Raw genomic sequence first — 26,792 nt, forward strand, 5'->3', positions numbered from 1 at the left:
AGTTATTACAGGATTCAAAGGTAGGATATCAGGTTGAATCTGAGTAATATTTTACTCCCAATACGTTAAAAATAGATGGAACAGATGACTAAAGCAATTGTTTTAACCGGTATTACCACCACGGGTACGCCGCATTTGGGTAATTATGTTGGCGCGATCAGACCCGCTATTAATGCCAGTAAAGATGAAAATGTTACGCCGTTTTATTTTCTGGCTGACTATCATGCCTTGATTAAATGTCAGGAGCCGGAAAGGGTCAGGCAATCCAGTCTTGAAATTGCTGCAACTTGGCTGGCTTTAGGATTGGATACGTCAAATGCAGTCTTTTATCGGCAGTCAGATGTTCCGGAAATTATGGAGTTGACGTGGATGTTAACCTGTGTCTCTTCCAAAGGTTTAATGAACAGGGCGCATGCCTATAAAGCGGCGGTTGCTGATAATGAACAAGGCGGCGAAAATGATCCTGATAAAGGCATTAATATGGGCTTGTTTAGTTACCCGATACTCATGGCCGCTGATATTTTACTATTCAATGCCAATAAAGTACCGGTAGGTAGGGATCAGATACAACATATCGAAATGGCCAGAGATATTGCCGGACGCTTTAACCATATTTATGGCGAACATTTTGTTTTGCCTGAGGCAGTGATTGATGAGCATGGTGCTATTTTGTCGGGACTTGATGGCCGTAAAATGAGTAAAAGCTATAACAATACGATTCCATTATTTGAGCCCGAGAAAAAGTTAAAAAAACTGATCAACAAAATTAAAACCAATTCCCTGGAACCGGGCGAGCCAAAAAATCCTGATGATTGTACTTTATTTAGCATTTATAGGGCGTTTGCTACTACCGCAGAAGTACTTGAAATACGCCAACGTTATGCAGAAGGTATTGCCTGGGGTGAAATGAAGCGGGTGTTGTTTGAGCATATTAATGATCATATTACCCCGGCAAGAGAGCGCTATGAGGCTTTATTACAAGCTCCTGAACATATTGAAGAACAATTACAGGAAGGCGCAATAAAAGCCCGGGCTGTTAGTGTGCCTTTTATTAAGGAGTTACGTAAAGCCGTTGGTATTTCCAGGATTTCAGTGTGAAAAAGATAAAGTTCAGCGATTGGCTTAAACAGTCATTGCTGTTTGTCAGCCATGATCCTTGGCTTTGGGCAGGATACACGCTCTTTGTGGGTGTCTTTATGACGATTGGACGAGCATCTCTGCTGTTGGGGGTTTTATTTTCGGTAACGGCTTTGTTTGTTGGCGTAGGTATTACAAAGTATATTGATCTTAAGCGTTCGTCAGAAAATCCGGTAGGTATTTACTGGGCGCTTAATAAAAGTTTACCGTTAGCTATATTGGCGGCAGGCACCATTATGCTTTTTTGGTTTGCTTTTATGGTGGTGTCCAACCTTTTAACGGGGGAATTGTATAAAACCGGTCAGTTCTTTTTTTATTGGGAGCTAACCCCCGAGAATCTGGATCATCGGTCAGCACGCGAGATAGCCAACTGGATTTATGCCTATGCTAATGTTACGTTGATTTTTACCTTATTGATGCTGACCACTTTTGCCAGTTGGTTTAGTTACCCGTTGATGTTGTTTAAAAATTACAGTTGGAGTGAGGCAATGGAACGTGGTGATCATGCCGTTTCCAGAAACCGGAAGGCAGTATATACAGCGTTGGGGTTTATTATTGTCGAGGCATTATTGTGTACGGTTGTCACGCCTTTGTTAACACCGGTTTTATATATGCTGACTTCAACAATGATGTATGTCTCATACAAGAGTATTTTTGAGGCGAGTGAATAACCATTTGCCGGGCCAGATTTTGTCGATATATCCGCTTATAATCCCTCTCAGCTTTCAGTATTCCAAAAATATTTAGACGTAAAGTTTTAGTGGCACGTCAGTAAGGTTTTGATCAAAACCTCGCATCTGTATAGTATAGAAAAAGCGTCATATTACCATCACATTAAGATGCTACTTTGTCCATTATAGGCAATGTGGTGATCAGATTAATGTCATTTAAAAGCGAAAATTTAACTTGGGACAGTCGATGGTTTTTATGAAAATCCTGTTTTACTGGCCGCTTGTTTTCTGCTGCATTTTTGTTCACCGTTAAGTAAATCAATATTACGTGCAGGCTGCGCAAATGATACCAATGTAAGAAATTATTTTTATAGACTCGATTCCCCCCCCTCAATCATGCCGTCCCCGTCTATTATTAAGTGGTTCCGTTATGGCACTAGTAAATTAAATCAAAATGGTCAGAGTTATATTAACAGGGATTAATATTTTAAAAATTTTGCTGTTATGCACTGTGTTTATAGCAATGACTGTTCAGGCCGACAATGCTACCTATCCAGAGTTGGATGATAAAGATGAATTTTCACTCATGGGACTGTTATCTGATCATGATTGGCACGACCTAAAAGATGAACGCTGGAATATTTATTCACAGGGAACTTATATTTCCAGCTTTAAACAGGCCTTTCCTGCTGCCTATACCAATTTAAACGGCTCTACCAATTCATTGTCACGTAGCGCAGAGCGCAGTTTTACCGCAACATTTACGTCTTATATTGGCCTTAAAGGCTGGAAAGGTGCTGAATTCTATGCTGCACCGGAAATGTTTTCCGGTCAACCTCTTTCAGAACTAAAGGGAATAGGCGGAAGTATTCAAAACTTTGAGCTGCAGAAAAATGGTGAAACCCACTCTACCTGGTATTTATCAAGAGTTTATTACCGGCAAACGTTATCATTCGGTGGAACATCGGCTGAAGTTAAATCGGGCCCGATGCAATTAGCCGGAACTGTCGATAGCCGCCGTTTTGTTTTTACCGCAGGTACTTTTAGCATTCTCGATTTTTTTGATAAAAATACCTATGCCGGAGACCTTCGGCATCAATTTTTGAATATGTCTTTTATGACTAATGCGGCTTATGACTTTGCTGCTGATGCAAGGGGCTATACGACAGGATTGGTTGGCGAATATTATTTTGATGACTGGGCATTTCGATTTGCACGAATCGCCGCTCCTAAACACCCTAACGATTTACCTTTAAATTTTTATATGTTCACGAATTATGGTGATCAGGTAGAGCTGGAACATAAACATATTATCAAAGAACAGCCGGGGGCTATAAAAATTCTGGGTTATAGAAATCGTGAAAATATGGGCAGTTTTACTGATGCTATCGCGGCATATCAAACTGATCCCTCAAAAAATGCGACAACCTGCCTTGGCTATAATTATGACTCTCAAAACTCTTCTGCCCCCGATCTTTGTTGGGCCAGAAAATCGAATGTAAAAATGGGCATTGGCATCAATATGGAACAGCGAATCACAGAAGATGTAGGCTTGTTTTTTAGAGGTATGGTTTCAGACGGAAAAACCGAAGTTTATTCTTATACATCCTCAGATCGATCGTTATCTTTTGGTACATTAGTCAAAGGTTTGCGTTGGGGGAGGGAAAAAGACTCGGTAGGTTTTGGCTATTCACAGAGTTGGATTTCAAAGCAGCATGTCGACTATATAAACATGGGTGGCATTGATGGTTTTATCGGTGACGGCAAGATTAATTACCATCCTGAGCAGTTAGTTAATATTTACTATCAATGGCATGTGATTACTTCTAGCTGGCTTTCTTTTGATTATCAACATTTAGCCAATCCGGCTTACAATGCAGATCGTGGCCCGGTAAATATTTATGGGGTTCGGGTGCATTTTGAATTTTAAGTCTGTGCAAATAAACCGCTGATAGGTTGCTTTACACCTGTTAGTGGTTTTTATCTTCTCATTTCATCAAAATAACAAATTCATTTACATAGAAAATCAGCGAGTTAAGCAATTAGCTTTGATTGGCATGATAATCGCTTGCAACAAATGAAAAGACAGTGACTAAAGTATTTTAAATGCGCTAGCCAATCAAGTCATAACACCACTTTGGTTAAATGATATTTAGATTTATCGGGTTCACTGGTCTTGAATGCCTTCCATATAGATAAAATTCATGAACAAAAAAACTTTAAAATCAGCGGCACTCGTGCTGTTGTTAAGCTTTCTTGGTATCTTTAATTCAGCAGCACAGAGCCAGGAACTCTCTGTCGATGAAGTGCTGTCGATTTTTTATCAGCGTAATCTTGATTTGATTGCAGCTCAATACAATATCGACCGGTCTTTAGCTGACGCGGTGATTGCTTCGGCTATTCCCAACCCAACGGTTGGCTTTCAGATTGGAGAACTTAGCGCCAGCAATATGAACAAGGGCTCGAACGCGACGGGTTGTAATCATAATACAGATGTTTCCTGTGGCGCGGCGGAGTACTACTCTTTTAGCCAGTTGATTGAAGTTGCCGGTAAACGAGGCTTGCGCATACAAAGCAGTGGCTTTGCAACGCAAGCTGCCGAAAGCGATTTTCGGGATGCCGTGCGTATTTTTTCCAACATGGTCAGGAACAGTTACTATCAATTGTTGCAGACGCAGAAAAACCGCTGGCTTGCTCAGGAAATTGTCGACCATTACGAGATTATTAGTAAAGCCAACAGTCTACGCATGAAAAAAGGCGACATTTCAGAGTCTGATTTTTTGCGGGTCAAAATGGAAGCCATGCGTGGACAAGCTGATCTCGACAATGCACAAGCTGCCGTGGAGTTGGCGCAAGCTGATTTGGCGGTAATCTTGCGCTGGCCGGATAAAAGTCTGCAATTTGAAGCCAAAGAACAGTGGCCTGAAGTCAATAATATCGGTCAGAACCTTTCTAAAGAGGATTTGATTGGCAAAGCCTTGCAACAACGTCCTGATTTACAGGGTGATAAATTGCGTGCCGAACAAGCGGACAGGCAATTGGAATTGGCACGGCGACTTAAATATCCCGATGTCACTGTCACTGGCGGCTACGCTCACGATCCCAGCAATAATGCACTTAATACCGGCTTTGTCGGTGTCAGTGTGCCGTTACCCTTGTTTTATCAATACCAAGGCGAAGCTGATAAAGCCGCAGTTAATTTAAGTCAGAGTCGACTGGTTGCAGAGCAAACCGAACTGGTTATCCGTAGTGATGTTATCGGTGCTTTGGCAACCTGGAATAGTGCCAAAAAAATAGTGCAACGGTTTAGAGATGGTTTGCTTGATGACGCCCTGGCGGTAAGAAACAGTTCTGAGCTGGCTTACAGTAAAGGTGCTACCAGTGTGTTGGATTTTATTGAAGCGCAGCGTAGTTATAAAAATGTGATGCGGGATTATTATGCCGCAGAGATTAATCGCGCCAATGCTTATTACGACTTGGAAAAATCTTTGGGTGCAGCAGTGGATGGTGATAAAGCGCCGGTTGCTCGCGGTAACAAGAACCAAGACACTACAAAATAATCGTGGGTTTATACGGCGTAGCTCGCCAAAACCCGACAATTAGCCCTGTGCAGATAATGGACGCGAATAAACAGATGCCTCATCAAAGAAAAAAACAGTTTTTATGCGGGTTACTGTTAGCAGCAGTATTAACGGCTTGTTCCGATTCGGCTGACAAAACTCAGCAGGTTCCGCAACCGCCAAAAGTTAAGGGCGAGGTGCATTTGGCACCTGATTCACCGAAAAAAGCCTATGTTAAGGTCACCAGTTTGAGCTTGACACAGCATCCCTTGCTGGAGCCGTTGACCGGAAAAATAAGCTATAACGAAAGTGTCACTTCACGGATTAGCTCTCCCGTTGCCGGTCGCGTTATTGCCATACCGGTTGTCTTGGGGACTCAGATTAAGGCTGGATCAATATTGCTGGAACTGGATAGCCCGGATGTTGCTGCTGCCGAGGCTGATTATGCTAAGGCGCAAGCTGACTTGATCCTGCGTAGTAAAAGCTTTAATCGTCAGCAAGAGCTTTATGAGGGTAAAGCTGTTGCTCAAAAAGATCTGGAACAAGCGCAAAATGATTTTAATGATGCTCGTAGCGAAGTACGCCGCGCTCAAGATAAATTAAAGAACTTGCATATTAGCGCACCGCAAAGTGACGGTCGTTTTGCCCTGCGCTCGCCGGTTGCCGGCATCGTGGTTGAGCGTAATGTCAATCCTGGTATCGAAGTCCGTCCTGATCGTGAAGTCCCTTTATTTGTGGTATCGGACACTAAAAAGCTGACGCTGCTGATGGCCGTTTTTGAAGTTAATCTGGCTAAAATAAAGCTGGGCCAGAAATTATCTATTACAGTCCCGGCTTATCCAAACGAGATTTTTCCTGCAACGGTGGAATACATAGGCCAAGTATTGGATGAGAAGACTCGCACCGTTCAGGTACGGTGCGACCTGCCCAATCCGGATGGTCGTTTGTTACCCGGTATGTATGCTGCTATTACAGTAGAAAGTAATGTCGAGGATACGGCTATTGTGATTCCGTTAACCGCTGTTTTTACCGAAGGCGATGCGGATTTTGTGTTTATTGCTGTCGATGAAAATCACTATCAACAGCGCCCGGTTGAAATAGGTCTGCGCTTAAAGGATAAAGCGGTAATAACGAAAGGGCTTCAACCTGGCGAAAAGCTGGTGACGGAAGGTGCGCTAACGCTACGTGCCGAAGAAGAAGTTGAAACCGGTACTGATAAACCTTAAGAGGCTGCTGACATGATTGAGCATATTATTGCGTTTTGCCTGCAACAGCGGTTAATGGTTATTGGTGCGACCTTGGCTATTGCCATTTCCGGGATTATTGCTTTTGAACATTTGCCGGTACAGGCTTTTCCTGACGTGCAAAATGTTTTTGTTCAGGTTGTAACCCAATATCCCGGTCAGGCACCTGAAGAAGTGGAAAAACTTATCTCATTGCCGATTGAGCGGGTGATGAACGGCTTGCCGCATTTGATGAGTATGCGTTCGGTTTCCATCTTTGGTCTGTCGGTAGTTACCCTGACTTTTGAAGACAGCGCCGAGGATTATTTCTCCCGGCAACAGGTGTTGGAGCGTTTGCAAAATGCCGATATTCCTGATGACAGTAAGCCTCAGTTGGGGCCTTTATCGACCGGTGTTGGCGAAATTTTGCGTTATGTCGTTGATGCCAAAAATTTACCGTTGATTGAGCAACGCGCCCTGCAAGATTGGGTGATTGAACCGAAGATTCGTACGGTTCAAGGGGTTGCCGATGTAGTGTCTTACGGTGGGGGTGTCAAGGAATACAAGGTGACTGCCAAACCTGATCGCCTGAAAAATTACAATCTGGATCTTAAACAAGTGTTTGATGCCATTGCCGCCAACAATAATAATACCGGCGGCGGCTACATTGAATACGGCGACGAAGCACTGGTGGTGAGAAGTATTGGTTTGTTAAAATCCGCCGCAGAAATTGGCGAGATTGTCATCACTACTGTTGATGGCGTACCGGTGCGAATCAAGGATGTTGCAGAGATTGGTGTCGGTCCGCAGCCGCGAACCGGTATCGTTGGCATGAACCAACGCGATGATGTGGTCGAAGGTATTGTCTTGCTGATTAAAGGCCGTGATGCCGTCAATGTGCTGGGCGGTGTTAAACAGAAAATCAAGGAACTCAACGACTTTGGCCTGCCGCCAGGCGTTAAAATCACCCCTATTTACGATCGGACTGAACTGGTCGGTCATACCATCCGCACTGTTGAGCACAATATGCTCGAAGGTGCTGCACTGATTATGATTATCCTGTTGGTGTTCTTGCGACGTTTTATGGCGGCATTTTTGGTAACGTTGATTATTCCGTTATCACTGCTGTTCGCTTTTATTCTGGTTGATCTTGGCGGTATTTCTGCCAACCTGATTTCTCTGGGGGCAATAGATTTCGGGATTATTGTCGATAGCGCCGTGGTATTGGTTGAGGCGGTCATGGTGCAGGTGACCCTGGATTTGCATCGCAATGTTGATATTCGCCATCTGCGACAAACACTGCTGGTTACGGCCACGGAAATGGGGCGACCGATTTTATTTTCTAAAGCGATTATTATTATCGCTTTTTTACCGATTTTTACTTTTCAGCGGGTGGAAGAGAAAATTTTCTCGCCGATGGCTTATACCCTCAGTTTTGCCTTGGTGGCCTCCATGCTGTTCAGCCTGACTTTTGTGCCGGCGATGCTGACTTATTTATTGGGGCCGAAAATGGCTGAAAGCCATAATCCGTTGGTTCACGCCATGGAGCACCATTACCGTCGGCTTTTGGAATGGGTACTGAAAAATGCCCGCATGGTGTTTATTTCGGCAATCGTCGCGTTAGTGTTGAGTTTTATGTCGGTGAAAATGATCGGCACCGAATTTATGCCCAAGCTTGATGAAGGCAATATCTGGTTGACCATCACCTTGCCAACTCCGGTATCGCTGACGACAGCCAAAGACTTTGAACGCAAAGTGCGCGAAAAACTGGAAACATTTTCCGAAGCCAAAATGGTCTTGACGCAACTGGGTCGGCCGGAAGATGGTACTGATCCTAAAGGCTTCAATAATCTTGAAGTGTTGATTGATCTCAATCCTAAAGATACCTGGCGCTATAAGAAAAAAGATCAACTGGTGCAGGCGATGGATAAGGAACTATCGATCTTTCCGGGAATCCTTACCAACTTTTCGCAGGTCATTCAAGATAACGTTGAAGAAGCTATTTCCGGCGTCAAGGGCGAAATTGCGGTAAAAATATTTGGTAGCGATTTAAAAACCCTGCAAGATAGAGCCGATCAGGTTACCCATATTCTGGCCTCTATTCGTGGTGCTACCGATGTAGCCGCTGAGCAGCAAGCCGGTTTGGCGCAGGTCATGGTTGATATTGACCGTGCCAAGGTATCCCGTTATGGCATCAATGTTGCCGATGTCGAGCATGTCATGGAAATCGGCATGGGTGGCAAGGCGGCGTCGCAGTTTCTGGAAGGTGAGCGGCGTTTTGACATTACCCTGCGTTATGAAGAAAATGCCCGTAATTCGGTAGCGGGACTGGAAAATCTGACAGTGCAAACTCCGGGCGGTTTACGTATCCCCCTGTCGGAATTGGCGACGATTAACATCAATCAGGGTGCTTCCCGGATTAGTCGGGAAGACAACATGCGCCGAATTGCCATTAAATGTAATTTGATCGACCGCGATCAAGGTAGCTTTGTCGCCGAAGCCCAGCAAAAAGTGGCCGCTCAAGTCGATTTGCCGCCGGGTTACCGTATTGTCTGGAGCGGACAGTTTGAAAATCAGCAACGGGCCATGAAGCGATTGGCAGTTATCGTACCGATCAGTTTGGGACTGATCTTTGTGTTATTGTTTTGGGCTTTTATGTCGATTAAAAATGCACTACTGATTCTTATGAATGTGCCCTTCGCAATGATCGGTGGTATCCTGATTTTGTTGGCGACCGGGATTAACCTTAGTGTCTCCGCAGCGGTCGGTTTTATTGCCTTATTTGGTATTGCCGTACAAAATGGCGTAATTTTGGTTTCGCAACTGAACAAGCTGCGAAGAGAAGGCCAGTCGCTACACGATGCCATAGTCAATGGCTCGGTCAGTCGTCTCAGACCTGTGGTAATGACGGCTATGATGGCCATGCTGGGGCTGTTTCCTGCCGCTCTTTCTACCAGTGTCGGTTCGGAAACGGCAAAACCTTTCGCCGTAGTGATTATTGGTGGCTTATTGACGGCCACTCTTTTAACCTTGACCTTGTTGCCGGCGTTGTATCGCTATTTTGCCGAACCTGACGAACTTTAAAGGAAATTAATGAAAGAAATACGTGCCTTTATTCAGCCTCACAAGCTTAGTCATGTCACCATGGCACTGCTTGAAGTCCCCGGATTTCCCGGTATGACGGTTATGGATTGTGATGGTTTTGGTCGTGAACGTACGCAACACGTTCAGGATTACAAGCCTTTTTTGCCTAAAAAACGCCTTGAAATTTTCGCCCCGGACAATTTGGTGGAAATTATTTTTGAAACTATCATACAGGCTGCCTATAGCGGACAGCATGGTGACGGCAAAGTCTATATCATGGATATGCTTGAAGGCACGCGTATCAGTACCGGTGAAAGGGATGCTGATTTGGGGTAGTGTTGAGTCTTTAATCGGCACATCTAAAGGCATGTCACCACGAAGACACGAAGGACACGAAGAAAAAGCGTAGAAATTATGGTATTCACTGGTTCTGAAAATCACACTTTACTCCCGCTTGGGAGCCAGTGAATAGAGCAATCAGGTTCGATTACCCTCGATGCCACTATGTTTCATCAAGGCTACTTATTGATGAGTGGTTTGCGCACCTCGATAAACACTTAACCAGCACAAAAATAGCTTTAGCAATGACGGATGAGCAGTTAGCACACCTCAATGAGCTGTTTATATCCCTCAAATAAGCAGTTAGCACATCCTGATTAGTACCTAAGCATTTCAAAAAAGTATAAGTAATATCGGATTAACTGTCGGCAAACCCTGAGAGAAGGTTTTCCAACCCTGATATTCACTTAACCAGCATAAAAGAATTTAAGCAATATAGAACCAGCGATTTGCACACACGGATAATCGGTTTGCATTTTTTGCATAAGCGGTTTGCGCACCTTGGTAAGTACTTAAACTTTTCAAAATAGTATAAGCAATAACGGATTAGTGATTGGCAAACCCTGATACCCGGTTTGCAAGCTCTGAAAACTCCCTAACCGGCATAAAATAATTTAAACAAAGCCGGATAGCCGGTTTGCCTATTAGCATAGTCGGTTATGCGACTAGCAAAACCACTCAGCCGGCACAAAATAACCATAATAATAATGGCTTACCGGAAAATAAGGCAATGTATTGCTCGGTAAGACTTGATGAGTAATCAACAAGCACAAAATAAACTAATTAAGGCTTGAATACCGACTATCAAGGTGTGAAAAGTCACTAGCAAGGTCGCAAAACCAGCCTGTCCAATCGGCAAACCAGAAAATAATCATTGGTAATTTGAAGATAAAAACCACAGCGCTTCGATGCTACTCAGAGTTTGTAATTCAATTCTCCCTTCTCTGATTTCCAAGTTTCAGAGACGATGAAAGTATTATCAAAAACAACCAAAATCAACACAAAATAGCAAAAAATATGCTGTAAGTTATTGATTCTTGGTTGCCGAAATCAAAATTCAACCCGAATTTTGATTGCTTTCACAGTCTCTTCAGCTTGGGAATCAGAGAAGTAATGACCGATTAGCGTTCAGCAAATTGAAGTTAGCTATTAGTTCCCGGATGCTTGAGTATTTTGAGCATTATGTTTGTAACTCGAATAAAAGAGACAATCATGGCTAAACAAGTTGCAATCCATAAGAAGCCATATGTATCCCATAATAATCCATATATACTGCTACTTGTATTAATAAAATATCCCATTAATGCAACACAACAGAATAAAAGGCTAAGCCATATTGCTTGGCCGAGATATGAAACCAAATCTACTAGATAATTTGTATTACGTATTCTCTTCATCACAGGAGAATCCAAGGCCATCAAGATAGCCTTTGCTGTAGCTAAGAAACCTGTAAGAATTGCACCTATAGTTAATGATGACCCTAATAGACCCTCCTTATTTGGCAAAGTTATGCCCATGCACCACCAAAGCAATGACCCAGAAGCGGCAATAAAATATGGAAGCCATCTTTCTAGGAATAACTGCATATTAAAACAGCCTAACCCAGCTATTAAAAGCTGAATTTAAGGCTTGATATCTAGCTTCTCGGGTGAAGCGAAGGTCTTCGCCAACACAAATATCATTGAAAGAACGAGATAATCGTTGTGCTATGAGATCAACGATTTCTATTTTGGCATCAAGGTTTTGAAGGATACCTACTTGAAGCCTTGACACAGAAAACGGGTTTTCTTCAGATTTTAATTTTAGTAGGACAGCAGTATTATCAATAATATCAGATAGATAATGATTGCGCTTGCGGCCAGCTGAAATGGTCACTTCTAATTTACTACCATTTGACTGATTACCAATGTCTATAGCTTGTGCTAGTGATGTACCTGCTACCCTGTCATCGTTATTAAATAATCGAGGGTCAATTGCAAAATCTAATTTTGTTATTGCTTGGCGCTCTAGGAAGCGTCGCTCGACATCAGCGTCATATTTAGGACGAAACTCATAGACATATACCTCGGCATCCACAAAGGAATTAAAAAAATCTTGCATAGCACCAGCCCTAGTACCATAGTGGTTATATTGGATTATTGCGTGCTTTGTATGAGGGTCGTATAGAAAGGCAGTTTCTTCACAGAAAACTTCATCTGTTTGGAAGACGAAGCCTCTTATTGGTGTAGTCTTAGATGCCGCACCTGGGCCATGCGTTGAGCGAAATTTTCCAAAATCGACATACCAATAACCATCATCCTTTTGCTCAATATGCTCAATTCTGTAGTCAGTCATACTGACTGTTCGAATACGTAGCTCAAGAGGCAGTTTTGAAATTTCTGCTAGAAGTGTTTCTAGTGATGCCGTGTTATTAACAGGGACGACACTAAAAGCATGGACGTTCATCTTTTCTTGCATGTAATTTCCTTATACTCGATGTTCAAGTTTTTAAATTCTTTACATTCTTATTTTTGGCAAATCATCCAGCGGCACGGTACTGTAGCGAAGTCGTGGGTTCCAGTCGGCCTAAATCTCTGCCAACCATATGCTTGCCGGAAGGCATTAACTGAAAAATATCGTCAACAAGTACAGCCAATTCTTTAAGTTTCTCTGCTGGATTCTGGTGCTCCAGCAATGTTTTGATAAATTCGAGCAGCACATCCATTTGAGACTTTCTTTGCAGGCTACCTACGGTATACGCGGGCAGTTTGTTTTCTATACGGGCCATCTGCTCTGGGTGAAGGAGAAGGCAATGGTCAAGCAACAGACTCAGAATCAGGCCACGGCTTGATCCCTCTTCATCCAATTGTTTGGCCTCACGCCCCCATCCTTCATAAAGCTTCCAGTCCTCAAAGAAAACCTCTACAAGCCATCTCAATGTGTAGGCTTGAATAATATCCATGGTGCGCCACGTCATATTGGTGGCCACTAAATAGCGGTAATCGCTTTCGCCTTCATATTTCAGGGCAACGACTAAGCGTTTCTTGCCATGCGCAAGCACTTTTAATCGAGCACTGCTCACGGTCGCTTTAACCTCTTCACCGCCACGCACCCGCAAAGTCACTTCTACGCCGTTGTTGATGGTATTGAAATAGTCCTTCAAATTCCTTTTCTTGCTTCGATATTCAATGATCTGGTTCTCGCGTAACTGGCTGATAACTTGGTTAATATCAAATATCCGTGAAGCGGTATCCATAAAACCCGCTTCGCCGTACAAGGCATCAGCCAACACGGCTTTGATTTTGATATCACCATGGGCATCCTTAAAAGCTTGCAGCAGTCGTAAAGCAAGTTGCGTTTTTGTTGGATACCGACTATCGCGCATAGGCTGAACAGGGCGATCTTTTTTCGCCATGCCCGCTTTTTTCAAGCGTTTATCTTCCTTACTCCATGCCGTTAGCGCCGGATCAGGCCTGTAAAAAGCAAAGCCTACCGGAAGCGTGACGGTCTGCGTCACCAGCAATAATAAAACCACCGTCTGTCCGTTGACATAGCCCCCTGAAACCTTGTGTTTTTGCTTATGAACGCCATAAATTCGCTTGGTTCGCTTTGAGCGTGCCCGATCCGATTCATCGAGGACCAGTACACCTTCTGTAATCCCGTGCCGTTTCAAAACCAATGTCACACTCGCCAAAAGCAAATAATCCCAGGCTACTTTTGCTTCGCGAAACATCCACGAAAGTGCGGCAATCTTGCGTTCTCCCAAGCTCGCACGCTCGAACTTCGCCCAGCACACCGAATTGGTCAGTAATATTCCCGTCAAACAAAATCCCAACCAAATCTTTTGTAGTGGCGTCAGTTTAGCGGTGGGCTTTAGCTTTCTCAGAGCCGCATCTAAATCGGTGACAAAAGTTTTTATAAACTGCGCAGGCTCGTTCATCAACATATTGTTGAAATACGTCCAATTCTAGCACTGATTGGCTTACCCGTTTTCCTGCTGTTTTTCTAAGCTAAAAAACTTGAACATTGAGTTATAGTCACTTTGGTAGATCATTACTACTAAATTATTATTAAGTAAGTATAACAGAACGGTGATGATAAAATACTAAAAAAACTTTAAACACCGTAATTTATTATCAGGATAACTTCTGCTAAATATATAATATTTTCAAGAATAGAGCTTTAGAAAAGATATTTTAGTGATATTGTTGTAATGTTTCGGTCAAATGAAACTAACTGGCGATAATTTTTTCGTGTATGGTCAGGTAGGTATATCTTTTCGTGCCCGGCATTTTCGTGTTACAGAGCATGAATGGCATTGAGGAAATCTCTCGATATTTTGATTTTGACCGTTGGGCAAGGAAAAAGATGTTGCTCAACATATAATACGACTTGCCAATCGAAAAGCCTTATTCCGGCAAAGGAGTTATGCTGATTCCCAAGCTTCAGCTTGGGAATCAGAGGTGTTTGGAAAGCAAAGAACCTAATCTTCCAACTGCTGAATGCCATCCAACAGCCATTTGGGTTGGATACTGATTTTAGGTTTAACAAAATGCCAAACTTCTCTGACTTGTTCGGTTTGAGCATTGATGTCTTCGCGCATGATGGCATCAAACAATACCACGGCTTCCAGTTCTGAACCGATTTCCCTGACTTCCAGTAGCTCGGCATCGAGTTTTAATATGTCGGTGTGGTTTTCAGTCGGAGAGCTTTTAAGTTGTTGCTGAATTTCGGCAAAGACTTTGTCGGTTGATAAGCCTCTGATTTCACCGAGATCACCATCATCCCAGGCTTTTTGAAGGGTAGTGAACGCGATTTTGGCACCCGATAAAAAGGCTTGTTGATCAAAGTCGGCAGGAACAACAATGGCGTTATTAACGCTGGTATCCGGTTGAAAATTTTGATTGGTTGTGGATGTTTTATCTTTTTTGAATAAAATATCGGTATTAAAACCCGCCGGATTACTTTGATCTGATTGCGCTTCCTGATAATTATCAGCGGTACGGTTATAGGCTGGTTGCTTTGCCGCTTTTGCTTTGGCGGCAAATAGTTTATAGAGTAAAAAAGCGACTCCCCCCAATACCAGAATGTCCATAAAGTTAAAGTTTTCAAAAGCACCGCCAAAGAACAGCGAGCCTAATAAACCACCCAGTGCCAAACCTCCCAACATACCCATTAAACCGCCGCGACTGGCCATGCCTTGTCTCGCGGTCTGGTTTTGAGCCGTCGCCTGTTGTTGGCTGGCAGAACGGCTGGGCGGTATTGCCGAGCGTTTATAGGGGGCACTGTAAGAAGAGCGACCGCCAAAAGAGCCTCCGCCGCCGAAACGTTTGGCATCGGCATCCGATATAACACCGATGCCTAAAGATAAAATGATTAAACAGAAAGCAATAATACTGGTATTTTTTTTCATAAATCACCAAAGTTAAATAAATTTGTTATGGACTATTAGTTATGAGATATGGGCTAAAGGTAAATTTTTAAGGGCTAATTGATATTTACGCTTATAATCACCCAACCGAAATTGATACCCCTTACTTGTTTTACTAATATAACATTGTCTGCATGTTTTCAACACTTCGCATATTATTAGTCATTTTTCTGACGATGTTGCAATTCATTGCACCGTTGGTACATGCTCATGCGAGTATGGATGAGGCAAAGCAAGGGCTGCATATTCCAGGGCTTGAGGGCTTTGGTGCTGCTCACAATCGACTGGCAGGCCAAGTAAAGGCATTGCCTTATAACATCTCTGTAGACGGTCTGATTGTGGCTGTTGACATGGGTATCCGGCAAAGCCAGACCAAAGCTCCGGTTGATGCCGATAGCAATTATTATCTTCACCAACAACACCGCTTCATATTTGCTGACGTAGCCTCCCGGTTTGATGCCAATTTTTCTCCGCAGCCACAACAGCTGGCTTTTTGTTTATTTATTCCATCCCCGCCTTCACGTGCGCCTCCTGCACAATAAAATTCCCCCTGTTTTGTAAAGATACGAATTATCGTATTTTGTTAAGTCGGCGCTATTTTGGCGTTGCTACCTATCGCGCGGTTAAATCCGCATTGAGCTTACCTTATGTTTTTATTAAACATTTTCAGTAAACCACTGTCTGGTATCTTGCTTCGGCAGGCATTTTTTTTACTGGCAATATTATTGCTGATTCCTTGGTCGGCTTATTGTCAAGCGGCTGCCTGGGAACTGGATAACACTATATCTATGGTTGATCATCATGATTCCATTACTATTGATGCCACCTTAACGCTATCCAAGCTCATTGATTTAACGATGGAGAAATACCCTGATGTGAGTTGGCTTAACGCTTTGGAAGAAGAAGCTGCAGCTATTTCAGAGCGTAGTAAAAGTTGGACCGCCGGAGCATCACAAGCCACTGTTGGCTATCAGTCCATAGCGTCTTTCAAACTCAATTATGGAACAGCCGGTGTGCAGGTACCGTTATGGAATTTGGGGCAGCGTGACGCCGAACATAATCTGGCCAATCAGGCTGAAACCAGTGCCCAATCACAGGCAGTGGGGATTAAGTTACGTGTTGCCGGCTTGGTTAGAGGCGCTTTGTGGAATATGGCTCTGGTAAATATTCGTTATGAGCAGGCACAAGCGGAGCTGGATATTTATGAAAAATTATTGGCGACTATCAAGCGCCGCGTTGAATTGGGAGACCTGCCACGTGCGGATGAGTTATTGGCGCAAACCGAATTATTGCAACGGCGGTCAGTGTTTACCCAGGCTGAAGCGGAATTAATGCATGCCCGCAAACGTTATTCTTCCATTACTCAACTGACTAAAATGCCGGTTATTTATGAAGAAAAATTAGTGGCATTAAAAGAAATTGAGCAAAGCCACCCCGCTTTAGTGGCAGTTAACAGTCAGATTGAGCGTAAACAGGCAGAGATTACTGCCATTAAATCAATAGGTTCAGGGCAGAGTCATGTTCTCGCGGGATTATTAAGTGATGAAGGTAATGATCCACGTAGTAATAAAGCCGAATTTTTTAATGTTGGCGTCATTGTTCCTTTTGGGGGTAACGCACATTTACAACCGCAGATTGCTGCAGTCAATGTTGAGTTAAACAAATTATTTGCCGAGCGTGAACAGTTGTTCCGTGATTTGGAGCAGGCGCATCATGAAGCCGAACATAATCTGGAAGTTAATCGGGTTGAATTAGGTACCGCCAATGAACAGAAAAAAGTATCCGAAGAATTGTTAACTATGACGCAACTGGCGTTTTCTGTGGGCGAAATTAATCTGCTGGATTTGTTAAAAATTGAGTCACGAACACAACAAGCCATTCTCAATGCTAAAGAACGTAAAGTTATGTTACAGCGAGATAGAGCTTTTTATAACCAGGCAGTAGGAGTTATGCCATGAGATCGTATAAATTTTTACTGCTGTTAAATTTTCTGGGCTGGGCGCTATGGTTTTGCCCACCGGCGAACGCTGAAAATACGTTTAAAATAACTCAGGCGTATTTTGATAATTTAGGCGTTACGTTAAGCAAACTGGAATCAACCCAACAAATTCCGGTATTAACTGCACCAGCCAAAGTAGTGGTTCCTCCTGCTCATGAATATATTGTTAGCGCCTCTCAGGCCGGATTAATCATTAAACTGAATGCAGCAATCGGCGATAAGGTTACCAAAGGTGACGTATTAGCTCAGCTAAACAGTCCTGACTTGCTTTCCATGCAGCGTCTATACCTTAAAGCGGTTAACGAGATGCAATTAAGTTTTCTGTCCTTTCAACGTGATAAAAAACTGCTGGAAGATGGCGTTATCGCTGACAGACGTTGGCAAGAAACGCTTAGTAAATACAATGCTATTGTTTCCGAGGCGAATGAATATAAGCAGCTTCTGCAAATATCGGGAATGACCGCGACCGAAATTGATCATCTGGGTAAAACCCATCAATTAAGTAGTCAGTTAAGTGTCCATTCACCTATTTCAGGTGTGGTTATGGAACGGGTAGCGGTCGCTGGAGAGCGAGTGAATATATTGGCTCCGTTATATCGTATTGCCAATCTGGACGAGCTTTGGCTGGAGATTAATATCCCTCATGAGCGCATAGGCAGCGTTAAAGTAGGTGATCAGGTTTTGGTTGAAAATAGTGCGGTTATTGCACAGATTACTTTATTGGGACAAAGCGTTAATCCGGAAAATCAGACGTTATTGGCGCGGGCTATTATCCTTACCAAGCAGTTGCCAGAAAATGAGCAATCAGAGGTAAGGGTAGGACAAACTATCAATACCCAAATTATTGAATTTAGTGAAAAAGGCGCATTTAAAGTACCCAATACCGCGATTGCCCAAAATGAAGGCAAGTTTTACATTTTTGTCCGTAATCCGGAGGGCTTTACTGTCAGCCAGATAACGGTAAAAGGCAAGCAGGGTGATGAGTCGATTATTACGGGTGATTTTAGCGGTGCTGAAGATATTGCCAGCAAAGGCGCGGTGGCGCTGAAGGCCAAATGGCTGGGTTTGGGGAGTGCTGAATAATGGCCGGCTTGATTCGTTTTGCACTGAGTCAGCGGTTATTGATGATGGTTGTGGTCTTACTGCTATCCGGCGGCGGTTATTATGCCTTAAAAAATATTCCTATTGATGCTTTCCCTGAGGTTTCGCCAACTCAGGTAAAAATTATTGTTAAAGCGCCCGGGATGACACCTGTAGAAGTTGAGGCGAGAATAACGGCTCCTATAGAGATTGAACTGCTGGGGATTCCGCACCAAACCATGCTGCGTTCTATTGCCAAATACGCCTTAACGGATATTACCGTTGATTTTGCCGAAGGCACCGATATTTATTGGGCGCGTCAGCAGATTGCAGAGCGCTTGAATACCATGTGGAGTAACTTGCCGGAGGGAGTTCAAGGTGGTATTGCGCCAATGACGACGCCCTTGGGTGAAATGTTTATGTTTACCGTAGAAGGCGGCGGTTTAAGTTTAATGGAACACCGTGATTTACTGGACTGGGTTATTCGTCCGGCGTTACGAACCGTTTCAGGGGTAGCCGATGTTAACTCTCTGGGTGGTGTGGTGAGAAGCTTTGAGGTGATTCCTGATAATACCCGGTTATCCGCCAGAGGCATTAGTATTGAGAAGCTGATACAAGCATTAAAACGCAATAATCGCAATGATGGAGCCGGTCGCATGACCGATGGTGAAGAAGCGCTTATTGTCAGGGCTGAAGGCCGAATTAAGGTTCTGGCTGATGTCGGTACTATTGTCGTCGATAATAAAAACGGTATTCCGATTACGGTCGGTGATATCGCCGAAATTAAAATTGGTTCGCTGACACGTTATGGTGCCGTGAGTAAAAATGGCGCAGGCGAGGCGGTTACCGGCTTGGTATTAAGTTTGCGCGGTGCCAATGCCAAACAAACCATTGCCGGAATTGAAAAAAAACTGGCTGAAATCAGTCCGGGATTTCCACCAGGCGTTACCGCTAAAGTTTTCTATAATCGCGGTAACCTTGTCGACAAGGCCGTCGAGACGGTTTTGCATGCCTTGCTCGAAGCGATAGCTTTAGTGGTGGTTTTACTGCTTTTATTTTTAGGTAATTTGCGCGCTGCGGTCGTGGTTGCCTTGTCTTTACCGTTGGCGGCCCTGTTCACTTTTATATTGATGAACTACATGGGTATGTCGGCAAACCTCATGAGCTTGGGTGGTTTGGCGATTGCTATCGGCATGTTGGTGGATGCCGCCGTTGTGGTCGTTGAAAATCTTATTACCCATCTGGCTCATGTCGAAAAGGCACGGCGTTTGCCACGTCTGCATGTTATTTATAGGGCCACTTGCGAAGTGGCAGGGCCGGTTACTTCCGGCATTTTAATTATTATTATCGTTTTCTTGCCGCTGCTGACTCTGCAAGGTCTGGAAGGTAAATTATTTACGCCGGTTGCCTTAACTATCGTTTTTGCACTGAGTGGTTCGCTGATATTGTCGCTTACCGTTATTCCCGTTGTCGCCTCTTACTTGCTGAAAGAAGTTTCCCATGAAGAGCCCTGGCTGCCCAGACAGTTACAAAAGGCTTATCAGCCGGCTTTATTATGGTGTCTGGCAAACAGTAAAAAAGTATTTATAGCCGCCGGTGCTTTATTAGCCGTGACTATCGTGGTGTTTTCCCAGATAGGCAGTACCTTTATGCCAACGATGGATGAAGGCGATATTATTTTGCAACTGGAAAAACTGCCATCGATAACGCTTGAGCAATCGGTAGCGCTGGATGGTCAGGTTCAGAAAAATCTGCGTAAAAATATTCCTGAAATAGTGACTATTGTTTCTCGGGTGGGTTCTGATGAATTGGGCCTTGATCCTATGGGTTTGAATGAAACGGATACGTTTTTAATACTAAAAGCCAAAGACCAATGGCGGATGGAGACCAAAGAAGCGTTGATTGAAGAAATTCGTAAAGTAATGGCACAAACCCCAGGCATTGCCTTTGGTTTTACTCAGCCCATTGAGATGCGGGTTTCAGAAATGTTAACGGGTACGCGCGGCGATGTGGCGGTTAAGTTATTTGGTTCTGATCTGGCCGTATTAAATGAAAAGGCTACGGAAATAGCGGAAATATTAAAACATATTACCGGTTCCACCGATGTCTTTGCCAAACAAAACAGCGGGATGCAATTTTTACAGTTAACGATAGACAAGCTGGCTGCCGGACGTTTGGGTTTGGATAGTGACACGATTGAAACGCTGTTACGTGCCCAGATTGAAGGTTTAAATTTAGGGATTGTTCAGGAGGGTATTAAACGTACCCCACTGATTTTGCGTGGCAGCAGTAATACCGCTAATTTTGATGACCTGCAAATTACCTTGCCAAATGGCGGGCATGTGCCGGTAACCGCTATTGCCAAAATCGAAAAAGTTGAGGGTGTTGTTTCGATTGGCAGAGAACGGGGACAGCGTTTTGTCGTGATTCGCAGCAATGTTCAGGATCGTGATTTGGTTGGTTTTGTCGATGAAGCCCGTAAAGCGGTTGCTGAAAAAATTAAATTGCCGGCAGGCTATACCGTTGAATTTGGCGGTCAGTTTGAAAATCAACAACGTGCAGCGGCAACTTTGTCACTGGTTGTTCCGGTCTCGTTAGGCTTGATTTTTTTGCTGTTATTTTCAACTTTTGGCTCGGTACGCCAAGCTGTGCTGGTGTTATCAAATATTCCACTGGCAATGATTGGGGGTGTTTTCGCCTTGTGGGGTTCCGGTGAATATTTATCCGTACCGGCCTCGGTTGGTTTTATCGCTTTGCTGGGGATAGCGGTGCTTAACGGTGTCGTGATGGTCAGTTATTTTAATCAACTCATAGCAACCGGTATGGACTTGGTTAAAGTGGTGACGTTAGGCTCTTCACGGCGCTTAAGGCCGGTATTGATGACTGCCAGTATTGCAGCATTTGGATTGATTCCGTTACTATTTGCAACCGGTCCTGGCTCTGAAATTCAGCGACCTTTGGCTATCGTGGTGATTGGCGGGCTGGTTTCTTCTACGTTTTTAACTTTATTTTTATTACCGATTTTGTTTAAGTTATTCGGCTTGCCCAAGGAGATCAAACCATGAGTTGCACAGAGTATTTGGTGACACTTAATATTCCGCCCAGTCTTGAAGAATTGATGGTTGACAGTCTGTTGTTACTAGAGTCGGAGCATGGCTTTAGTAGTTTTCCGGTCAGGGCGCATCATCATAATAACAGCGGTTTATCGTTGGCTGAGCAAGTGGCCGGTCGTCAGAAACGAATCCGTTTTCAGATGTATGTACCGGTAGAAGAATTGCCGGCATTATTGGCGCAATTACGCGAGGAGTTTTCTGATTCGGGTATTCAATATTGGGTTTTGCCGGTGATAGAAGCGGGGATTATTTAAACTACACCCGGTCGGGGCAGGCCTGTGTGTCTGCCCCTAAATTGGACGAACCTGTTGGGCAGGGCGAACACATATAGACTTTTAGAAATTAAACTTCCAATTCACGTCGCTGTAAGTCCATACAGATACCATCCCTTCAAGGGATGGTATCTGTCGACATAGAAATTATTTATCTGAAAATGTATAGGATCGCCCTATGTATTTAATTCTGGTCGAGGTTTATTACCTCGACCGATAGCTTAAAAATCTAAACAAATTGCCATTTATTCGATAAGCCCTTCTGCTTTCATGGCTTTTTGCACGGTAGGACGTTCGGAAATTTTTTCAGCATATCTTGCCAGTGCCGGCCAGCGGGAAATATCAATATTGACATATTGCCCCCAGCTTAGCGTGACGAATAAATAAGCATCAGCCACACTAAAATGATCGCCAAGCAAATAAGGTTGTGACGAAAGGTGTTCTGCAACAGTATCAAGACGGGTTATCAGGATACTGGTCGCCAACTCTTTTGCAGTTTCGGAAGCGGTCGCATTAAACAGCGGCGTAAAACTTTTATGAATTTCAGTTGAGATAAAGTTGAGCCATTGTTGTAGTTTATAACGCTCGAAAGTACCCGCTGCCGGGATTAATTTTTTATCAGGTGCCTGATCGGCAAGATACTGGATAATGGCCGGGCCTTCACTAAGCTGGTTGCCATCATCTAGTATCAGCAGGGGCACGTAGCCGTTAGGATTGAGCTGGCGGAAGTCTTCGCCGTTTTCAGTCAGCTTGTTTGCTAAATCAACTTTAATCAGTTCGATTGGCAGTTCTGCTTCGCAGGCGACAATATGCGGTGATAGTGAGCAGGCACCGGGACTGTAATAGAGTTTCATTATTTATTCCTCTTGGGTTGTGTGAAGATTACATCAATCTTTGGTTACTTCAATCTGAATGGCAATATAGACGTCATCAGCCAGTTTTTGCGCATATTTGTCTATGCCAAAATCAGAGCGTTTGATGGTGGTCGTCGCATTTGCACCGCAGGTGTTCTTCATGTTGATCAGATTTATTCCGCAATAAAAATGATCTACCGTCAGATGTACGGGTTTGGAAATACCGTGTAGCGTTAATACGCCATCTGAAGCAACAAGTTGGTCTTTGATGAAGTGTAGCTTGTCTGATATAAATTTAATTTGTGGATACCGATCAGCATCAAGAAATTCTTTGCCGCGTAAATGCTTTTCCAGTTCAGCAAGTCCGGTGCTGATAGACGCTGTTTCGATAGATATTAAAATATAGCCGCTTGCCGATGCCGGGTCAATAAGCACTTTGCCGCTCGTCTCGTTAAAACGGCCTCTTTGAATTGAAAATCCTTGATGATTAATCTCAAAGCTTGGAAAAGTATGCTTTGGATCAACGGTATAAGAATTGGCAGCGGTGGCGGAAAAACTCAATGTACTGCCAATAATCAGTGCAAGGATGGTCTTTGTCATAATGTTTTTGATATTATCACTTTTTAAATTAATGTTTTATTAACTGCTGCAGCTTGTGCCACTATCGCTAACCAAGGTTGCTCATGACGGGGTTTGCCTGGTGGCCGGTAATAATGATCAAGCACTGCAAATCCGGCTTTTTCCAAAAATAGTCTGCAGGTTTCAATTTGCATGTAAAGGCCGTACCGTTGTTCTGACCAACCCTCATCATTACCGCGAGGGATGGATAAAAATAAAATTCCGCCAGGCTTCAAGGCGATGTAAAGGTCAGCAAGAACGCGAGGCAATTCCTGGCTGGGAACGTGAAACAGTGAAGCATTGGCAAAAATACCATCGAAAGCTTGGTTGGGTAATTCCAGGCCAAGAAATTTTTGATGAAGAATAACACAGCTTGTATGGCGGCGAGCCATGTTACAAAATTCCTCGCTACCATCGAGGCCCACTGGCCGGTGTCCCAAGGATTTAAAGTAGTTGACATCTCGTCCTGGCCCACAGCCAAAGTCTAAAATATCCAGTTTTTTTCCTGCCGGGAAGGGTGCCAAAAACGCCTGATAGTTTTGAGCGACATCGTGATCTTTTGTACCATTCCAAAACGCTTCAGCATTTTGGTTGTAGTGTCCTACCGTTACTGTTTCGATTTCATCCAAGATCTGATTTGTTTGTTCCATTATTACTTTTTATCTGTGTTACGTATGCTTTATGGTTTTTTATAGTACTGAAGCGTGACGGGGTTTGCAACCTTGTTACCCACGTTTTGAAAGCTACTGAAGTCTTCAAACGTGTTGGCCGGGGTTGGAGCGCCGGCCGGCGTTGTTTGTCGTTTTTTACTGGATCACGGTTTTTTCATGGTATCCAGAGCATTGAAATCTTCATAAATAATGGCAGGATCAGTGTTTAAAAACACGTTTTCATTTAATTGCTTTAAACAAACAGCATTTAAAGTCACTTGTTCATATAACCAATAATATCGGTCAGCTTCAAAAATACTATACCGGCAATTATATTTGCATTGTATCCATTGATTATCCACAGAGCCAATTACTTGGCGCATCTCGGCTGATTTTGCACCGAGATACGTCATGATTTTCGTATCTAAATCAATTTGAAAGCGATCAAACAGGATGTTTTTATTCATGTTTTTGGGCGGTTTTACGCGAGTACCTTGAATATCATCACCATGCTGATCGATAATGCATTGCCGGTCACACACATAAACAGCGGGTGGAAAGCTTAGCGGATATTTATCGGGGCTTTTGGCGCGCAAATTTTCATGAGCCTCGGTTCGTTGGCTTTTATCCCATTGCTTGATGACAATTTGTAAAATTAACACGTGTATTTCTTGGGCAAGAAGCAACTAAACAGCATGTAAACTGCCATCTTGACTATTGATGTTGAAGGCTTTACCAAAGCCGAAAACGTAACGTCCACTTTCTGGATGCAAAGCAAATAAATGAAAGTCTGATAATGAGCGCAATACACTAACAACTTCGCCAAATTTATCCTGCAAGGCTTCTAGTTGAGCCGTATAAACGAGTTCATCGGGCATTATTTCTTTAACACGACAGCTTAATGCTACCCGTTCCCGTGCAAAAAGGTTACCGGACTCAGCTTCTGGACGTATAAACAGGATTGATGCCAGCGGGTTATTGAGTAAATTGGTGGTATGGCTGGCCAGTTCACTGACATAGATATAAAAGGTGCCTGCGTGGTCACGTACAAAAGGTGCGTAGCTAATGCCAGGAACACCCAGTGTTGAGACGGTTGACAGTGTGAGTGTTTGCGAGGACAAGATCAGTTCATGATAACGCTGCGTAAACTCGTCAATTTCTCGTGTGCTTATTTCACTCATCGCGTTTTTTGGGATTGTAATCGCGAAAATCAATGTCGGGGAAAATGTTATCCATAATCTCCAGCGCGGCCAGATAACGTTCGTTTATTCTGTTTTTACGAATACAGTCGTGTAAATAGTTAAATCTGGCAAGGTGATCTGTTATGCGTTTATTCGCGTAGTCGATAGTCGTTCCTGATTTTATTATGAATGGCCAGTCAGATGCTTGTGCCAGTAAAATTGATCTTGCTGCCTGATTTAAGGCCCGGGTCTGTAATGGATTGACTGCCAAGCTTTGAAGATCTGACGCCAGTTTTTCCATATCGGTTTCGGCTTTGTGTAGAAAAGGATAAATCCAGCCATTGGTTTCATTGATCCAGTAACTGGAATAACCTTGGTCACCCCAGGTTGATGCACAAGGCGTGGCTATCTGGTGAGATGTTTGCCGTTTTAAATAATCACTACAACTAACCGTCTGCACGCTATTGGTATTTTCGCTTGCCAGACGCAGCACCGACTCTAACCAATGCGGTCCTTCAAACCACCAATGGCCAAAGAGTTCGGCATCGTAAGGGGCTACGATTATTGGCGGTCTATCCATGTTGGCACAAAGCGCATCAATCTGCTGCTGGCGTTTGTTGATAAAATCCCGGGCGTGTTGACGGGCTTTTTCTAGTGCTTTTTGAGGATTGTAGAGTTCCTTGGGCAAATCTTTGCCGGTCACGCGATAATATTTGATGCCGGTATTGATGCGTGTTTTATCATCGAGAATATAGGGGGCGATATAATCAAAATCAAGGTCGAAGCCTATATCCCGGTAGTATTCTCGGTAATCGAAATCACCAGGGTAACCTTCTTGAGAGCTCCAAACCTGTCTTGATGATTCCGGATCGCGTGCAAAAGCAGCGACGCCATTGCCACAGTCCAGCGGTGCGTAGACACCGTTACGGGGAGCCTCGGTTGCATCCATAATGCCATGGCTGTCGACAAAAAAATAGTTGATGCCGGCTTCTGCCAACAGTGTTTCAACGCCAGGGTAGTAGGCACATTCAGGTAACCAAAAGCCGGTAGGTGAGAAACCCAGATGCGCTTCAAAGGTTTTAACACCCATATTGATTTGATTGCGAACGGCCGTTTCGCTAACGTTGAGCAATGGCAGAAAGCCGTGAGTGGCTGCGCAGGTTATTAATTCAAGCGTACCTGCGTTGTGATGCTTTTTAAAAGCCGTTAACAAGTCACAGTTATAGTGATTCTGATAGATATCCAGCGTGTTTTGAAAGAAACCGAGGTAATACTGAGCCAGTTTTTGATAGTCAGGTTGTTGCCGGGTTCTGATGATTTCTTTTTCTGCCAGTTCCAGTAATTTATGCAGGTACTTGAGATAACGTGTTTGTAATAAATCATCACGCAGCATGGTAATTAGTGGCGGTGATAGAGATAGAGTCAGCCTATAATCCACACCATCTTTTTGCAGTCGGTCAAGTACGCCAATTAACGGAATGTAGCATTCGGTTATGGCTTCGAATAACCAGTTTTCTTCAAAAAAGCTTTCGTGCTCTGGATGTCGCACATAGGGTAGGTGTGCATGGAGTATGATGCCAAGAAATCCTGTTTTCATGTCG

The 26,792-nt window shown here is 43.7% G+C and carries 21 protein-coding genes; 12 read left to right on the forward strand and 9 right to left on the reverse strand.

From position 1 onward, the window contains the following. Positions 1 to 84 precede the first annotated feature (84 nt). The 7 genes from KKZ03_RS07095 (at position 85) to KKZ03_RS07125 (ending at position 10,011) form a co-directional block, all read left to right on the forward strand. Complete coding sequence (locus KKZ03_RS07095; RefSeq protein WP_243220819.1) at positions 85 to 1,098, forward strand: tryptophan--tRNA ligase; 1,014 nt, start codon at positions 85 to 87, stop codon at positions 1,096 to 1,098. Further along, a complete protein-coding gene (locus tag KKZ03_RS07100; RefSeq protein WP_243220820.1) occupies positions 1,095 to 1,808 on the forward strand; it encodes a hypothetical protein in 714 nt (237 codons plus the stop codon). The genes KKZ03_RS07095 and KKZ03_RS07100 overlap by 4 nt, the downstream gene beginning before the upstream one ends. Before the next feature lie 454 nt (positions 1,809 to 2,262). After that, entirely contained in the window at positions 2,263 to 3,738 is a 1,476-nt protein-coding gene (locus KKZ03_RS07105; RefSeq protein WP_243220821.1) for a carbohydrate porin, read from the forward strand. Between the two features lie 274 nt (positions 3,739 to 4,012). Further along, on the forward strand, positions 4,013 to 5,368 hold the full coding sequence (locus KKZ03_RS07110) for a TolC family protein (RefSeq protein WP_243220822.1): 1,356 nt from the start codon (positions 4,013 to 4,015) through the stop codon (positions 5,366 to 5,368). A gap of 74 nt (positions 5,369 to 5,442) precedes the next feature. After that, positions 5,443 to 6,594, forward strand: coding sequence for an efflux RND transporter periplasmic adaptor subunit (locus KKZ03_RS07115; RefSeq protein ID WP_243220823.1), 1,152 nt, complete (start codon positions 5,443 to 5,445; stop codon positions 6,592 to 6,594). A 12-nt stretch (positions 6,595 to 6,606) separates the two neighbouring features. Next, positions 6,607 to 9,675, forward strand: coding sequence for an efflux RND transporter permease subunit (locus tag KKZ03_RS07120; RefSeq protein WP_243220824.1), 3,069 nt, complete (start codon positions 6,607 to 6,609; stop codon positions 9,673 to 9,675). Positions 9,676 to 9,684: 9 nt separating this feature from the next. Continuing rightward, positions 9,685 to 10,011, forward strand: coding sequence for a P-II family nitrogen regulator (locus tag KKZ03_RS07125; protein WP_243220825.1), 327 nt, complete (start codon positions 9,685 to 9,687; stop codon positions 10,009 to 10,011). 1,590 nt (positions 10,012 to 11,601) lie between these two features. On the opposite strand, the gene KKZ03_RS07130 is transcribed toward KKZ03_RS07125, so the two are convergent. The 3 genes from KKZ03_RS07130 to KKZ03_RS07140 form a co-directional block, all read right to left on the reverse strand. Then, positions 11,602 to 12,471: a DUF6731 family protein gene (locus KKZ03_RS07130; RefSeq protein WP_243220826.1), complete on the reverse strand. Its 870-nt coding sequence runs from the start codon at positions 12,469 to 12,471 to the stop codon at positions 11,602 to 11,604. A gap of 61 nt (positions 12,472 to 12,532) precedes the next feature. Then, the gene (locus KKZ03_RS07135; RefSeq protein ID WP_243217345.1) at positions 12,533 to 13,933 is read right to left on the reverse strand and encodes a transposase; all 1,401 of its coding nucleotides are present in this window, start codon (positions 13,931 to 13,933) and stop codon (positions 12,533 to 12,535) included. A gap of 543 nt (positions 13,934 to 14,476) precedes the next feature. Continuing rightward, the gene (locus tag KKZ03_RS07140) at positions 14,477 to 15,406 is read right to left on the reverse strand and encodes a Tim44 domain-containing protein (protein WP_243220827.1); all 930 of its coding nucleotides are present in this window, start codon (positions 15,404 to 15,406) and stop codon (positions 14,477 to 14,479) included. Between the two features lie 152 nt (positions 15,407 to 15,558). On the opposite strand from KKZ03_RS07140, the gene KKZ03_RS07145 reads away from it, so the two are divergent. From KKZ03_RS07145 to KKZ03_RS07165, 5 genes are all read left to right on the forward strand, one after another. Next, entirely contained in the window at positions 15,559 to 15,966 is a 408-nt protein-coding gene (locus KKZ03_RS07145) for a hypothetical protein (RefSeq protein ID WP_243220828.1), read from the forward strand. Positions 15,967 to 16,071: 105 nt separating this feature from the next. Further along, entirely contained in the window at positions 16,072 to 17,382 is a 1,311-nt protein-coding gene (locus KKZ03_RS07150) for a TolC family protein (RefSeq protein ID WP_243220829.1), read from the forward strand. After that, on the forward strand, positions 17,379 to 18,506 hold the full coding sequence (locus KKZ03_RS07155; protein WP_243220830.1) for an efflux RND transporter periplasmic adaptor subunit: 1,128 nt from the start codon (positions 17,379 to 17,381) through the stop codon (positions 18,504 to 18,506). Before KKZ03_RS07150 ends, KKZ03_RS07155 begins: the two co-directional genes overlap by 4 nt. Then, positions 18,506 to 21,568 carry an efflux RND transporter permease subunit gene (locus KKZ03_RS07160; protein ID WP_243220831.1) on the forward strand — a complete coding sequence of 1,021 codons (3,063 nt, stop codon included), beginning with the start codon at positions 18,506 to 18,508 and terminating at the stop codon, positions 21,566 to 21,568. The genes KKZ03_RS07155 and KKZ03_RS07160 overlap by 1 nt, the downstream gene beginning before the upstream one ends. After that, the gene (locus tag KKZ03_RS07165) at positions 21,565 to 21,870 is read left to right on the forward strand and encodes a DUF3240 family protein (RefSeq protein WP_243220832.1); all 306 of its coding nucleotides are present in this window, start codon (positions 21,565 to 21,567) and stop codon (positions 21,868 to 21,870) included. Before KKZ03_RS07160 ends, KKZ03_RS07165 begins: the two co-directional genes overlap by 4 nt. Positions 21,871 to 22,133: 263 nt before the next feature. Here KKZ03_RS07165 and gstA read toward each other — a convergent pair whose 3' ends face one another. The 6 genes from gstA to KKZ03_RS07195 all read right to left on the reverse strand — a co-directional run bounded on the left by gstA (position 22,134) and on the right by KKZ03_RS07195 (position 26,788). Next, positions 22,134 to 22,742: a glutathione transferase GstA gene (gene gstA / locus KKZ03_RS07170; protein ID WP_243220833.1), complete on the reverse strand. Its 609-nt coding sequence runs from the start codon at positions 22,740 to 22,742 to the stop codon at positions 22,134 to 22,136. A 33-nt stretch (positions 22,743 to 22,775) separates the two neighbouring features. Beyond that, entirely contained in the window at positions 22,776 to 23,342 is a 567-nt protein-coding gene (locus KKZ03_RS07175) for a YceI family protein (protein ID WP_243220834.1), read from the reverse strand. A gap of 23 nt (positions 23,343 to 23,365) precedes the next feature. Continuing rightward, entirely contained in the window at positions 23,366 to 24,010 is a 645-nt protein-coding gene (locus KKZ03_RS07180; protein WP_243220835.1) for a bifunctional 2-polyprenyl-6-hydroxyphenol methylase/3-demethylubiquinol 3-O-methyltransferase UbiG, read from the reverse strand. A gap of 164 nt (positions 24,011 to 24,174) precedes the next feature. Beyond that, positions 24,175 to 24,672, reverse strand: coding sequence for a hypothetical protein (locus KKZ03_RS07185; protein WP_243220836.1), 498 nt, complete (start codon positions 24,670 to 24,672; stop codon positions 24,175 to 24,177). Between the two features lie 24 nt (positions 24,673 to 24,696). Then, positions 24,697 to 25,191 (reverse strand): HugZ family protein, encoded by a 495-nt coding sequence (locus tag KKZ03_RS07190; protein ID WP_243220837.1) that lies wholly within the window; start codon positions 25,189 to 25,191, stop codon positions 24,697 to 24,699. Then, positions 25,184 to 26,788, reverse strand: a complete 1,605-nt coding sequence (locus tag KKZ03_RS07195; RefSeq protein ID WP_243221559.1) for a glycoside hydrolase family 57 protein — start codon at positions 26,786 to 26,788, stop codon at positions 25,184 to 25,186. The genes KKZ03_RS07190 and KKZ03_RS07195 overlap by 8 nt, the downstream gene beginning before the upstream one ends. Positions 26,789 to 26,792 lie beyond the last annotated feature (4 nt).

This window comes from Methylobacter sp. S3L5C (genome assembly GCF_022788635.1).
Classification (GTDB): Bacteria; Pseudomonadota; Gammaproteobacteria; order Methylococcales; family Methylomonadaceae; genus Methylobacter_C.